The 2,616-nt window shown below is 79.7% G+C and carries 3 protein-coding genes; all 3 read right to left on the bottom strand.

Annotated features, from left to right (window positions below):
• Positions 1 to 1,071, bottom strand: a 1,071-nt coding sequence (locus RI554_11245) for a S8 family serine peptidase (protein ID MDR9392589.1), incomplete at its 3' end; no start/stop codon positions are given.
• Entirely contained in the window at positions 1,068 to 2,321 is a 1,254-nt protein-coding gene (locus tag RI554_11240; GenBank protein ID MDR9392588.1) for a hypothetical protein, read from the bottom strand. The genes RI554_11240 and RI554_11245, both read right to left, overlap by 4 nt.
• A gap of 34 nt (positions 2,322 to 2,355) precedes the next feature.
• The coding region (locus RI554_11235) for a hypothetical protein (GenBank protein ID MDR9392587.1) at positions 2,356 to 2,616 on the bottom strand (261 nt) is incomplete at its 5' end.

Below are 2,616 nucleotides of genomic sequence, written 5' to 3'. Positions count from 1 at the left end.
ACGCGCTCCCGCCCCCCCCGCGATCTCCGTCGCGCCGACCGCGATCGCGTCCGCGGCGCAGGCGGGGCTCGAGATCCCGCCGTCCGCGCGGCCGTTGCCGGACGCGACGATCACGCCGACCCCCGCCGCCCGCAGGTCGCGGAACACGCCGTCGTACGGCGATGCGCACGTGCCCGCGTAGGTCGTGGTCGTCCCGAGGCTGAGGTTGACCGCCGCCAGGTTCCACGCGGCCTGGTGCTCGAGGGCGTGCTCGAGCCCCGCCAGAACGTCGCTGTCGAGCGCGAACGTGCAGTCGGCGGTGCCCTCGCCCCAGCACGCCTCGCCGCGCGTGAAGACTTCGATCGCCGCGAGGTCCGCGGCGGGCGCGACGCCCGCCGCGACCGGCCCGCCGCCCCCGCCGACGGCGGTGGAGGCGACGTGCGTGCCGTGGAAGGCGCCGGCGAGATCGGGGGTCGGGGCGGCCGCGCCCGGCCCGACGGCCTCCGTCGCGAAGTCCTCGCAGAGGCTCGTCACGCCGGATTCGGGGGCGTGCGTCGAGAAGCACGCTTCGCGGACGGTCGTGCCGTCGAACGTCGGGTGGTCGGCGTCGACGCCGGTGTCCAGCACCGCCACGGTCGTGCCGGCGCCGTCGAACCCGAGCGCCCACGCGTCGGGCGCCCCGACGCGCGGCACCGTCGCGCCGAGCGTCGGGTAGTTGCGGCGGTCGGGGAACACCCGCGCGACGCCCCCGTCGCGGGCGAGGGCGTCGCGCGCGAGGGCGTCGAGGGCGGCCGGCCCCACCTCGAGCCCCAGCAGCGGCAGCGCCGCGTAGCGGCGCGTGGGGCGCGCGTCGGGCCCGGCGGTGGTCAGGACCGCCGCCTGGGCGGCGGCGATGCGCGCGCGCTGCGCCCGCAGCGAGGCGGTCCCGAGTCGAGCCTCGGGGCGCGTGGGGGTCGCGAGCTCCACCAGCACGCGGACGCGGCCGTCGGCCTCCGCCGTCGCGCGGAGGGTGGCGAGGTCCTGCGCCGCTGTGGGGGCGGCGAGCGCGACGGCGGCCAGCAGCCCCGCGGCGAGGCGGAGTCCCGCCCTCACGGCGCACCGCCGATCGGGACGCGTGCGCCCCCGACGGGGTAGCGCCCGCCGTCGTACGGCAGCGCCTCGGCGCGGTTCAGCGTCAGCGTCGCGGGGCCGCCGGCCGTCCGGCGGAGGTCGAGGCCGAGGGGGGCGGCGTCGAGGTCGACGGGGGTGGGGCACACCAGCGCGACGCGGGTCGCGCCGGCTGAGATCAGGCAGGCGTCGAGGCCGGCCGGGGGGTCGGCGGTGAGGACCTCGAACGCGTCGCTCGTCGCGTCGAAGGCGAGGCCGCCCCACGTCGCGCCGGTCCCGGCGAGGCCGACGTCGCCCCGGCACGTCGCGTCGGCGCAGGCGGCGGCGTCGAGGCGCAGGGCGGCGTCGCGGCGCTCCACCTCGAAGCGGGCGACGACGTCCCGGTCGCCGTTCGGGGCGACGGTGCACGTCGCGCCGTCGGTGGCGTCGCAGCCGTCCCAACCGGTGAGGCGGCTGCCGGCGTCCGGCGTGGCGGTGAGGAAGACCGTCGCGCCCTCCGGGACGGGGGCGCTGCACGCCTCACCGCAGTCGAGACCGACCGCGTCGGCCGTCACCCGGCCCGCGCCGCCCCCCTCGCGCGCGACGCGGAGGGTGGGGGTCGCGGTCGCGGCGACGTCGAACGTCGCGCGGACGGTCCGGGGGGACGTCAGCGTCACGGTGCACGTCGCGCCGCGCGTCCGGTCGCACCCCTCCCAGCCGCCGAAGGCGGCGCCGTCGTCGGGGTAGGCGCGGAGCGTCACCTCGGCGCTGGCGGGGAACGTCGCGCGGCAGTCCTCGCGGCAGCGCAGGCCCTCGGGGTCGCTTTCGATCAGGCCGGCCCCCGCCCCGTCGGTCCGCAGCTCCAGCGGCGTGCCGACCTCCGGGGCGTCGAGCGTCGGGGTGAACCGCACGGTGACGTCGCGGTCGGCGTCGAGCGTCACGGTGCAGGTCGCGCCGGACGTCGCGTCGCAGCCCGTCCACCCCGCGACGTCGTGCCCATCGTCGGGGGTCGCGGTGAGGCGCACGCGGGCGCCCTCGGGGAACGGCGCGCTGCAACTCCCGTCGCAGTCCAGCCCGGCCGGTTCGCTGGCGACCCGGCCGGCACCGTCCAGCGTCGCGGTGAGGGTGCGCTCGCGCTGCGGGGCGTCGCCCCCGCCGCACGCCCCCAGCGCGAGGGCGACGAACGCGAACGCGGCGACGCCGCGCGCGAGGGCGGCCGACCGGGGGGAGCGACGGGGGGACGGGGCGGCGCGCACGGACCCGGAGGCTACCACCCCGCCCGCGCGCGGCTCAGGGGGGCGTCAGCGTCACCGACGCGTCGCCGGCCGCGCCGGCGGCCACGGTCAGGGTCGCCTCGGTCGCGGGGGTCCCGTCGAGGCGGAGGACGGCGTACGCCCGACCGGTCGCGCCGGACGGCGTGACGTCGACGACCCGTACGCCGGGGGGTGCGTCGAACGTCGGGGCGGGCAGCGTCCCGCCGCCGGCGTTGCCGACGGACAGGCACCCGACGTCGCCCTCGGGGATCGCGAGGGTGCGGGGCGCGACGTGCAG

The organism is Trueperaceae bacterium (assembly GCA_031581195.1).
In the GTDB taxonomy this organism is placed as follows: Bacteria; Deinococcota; Deinococci; order Deinococcales; family Trueperaceae; genus SLSQ01.
This window is presented reverse-complemented; position numbering and strand designations above follow the sequence as displayed.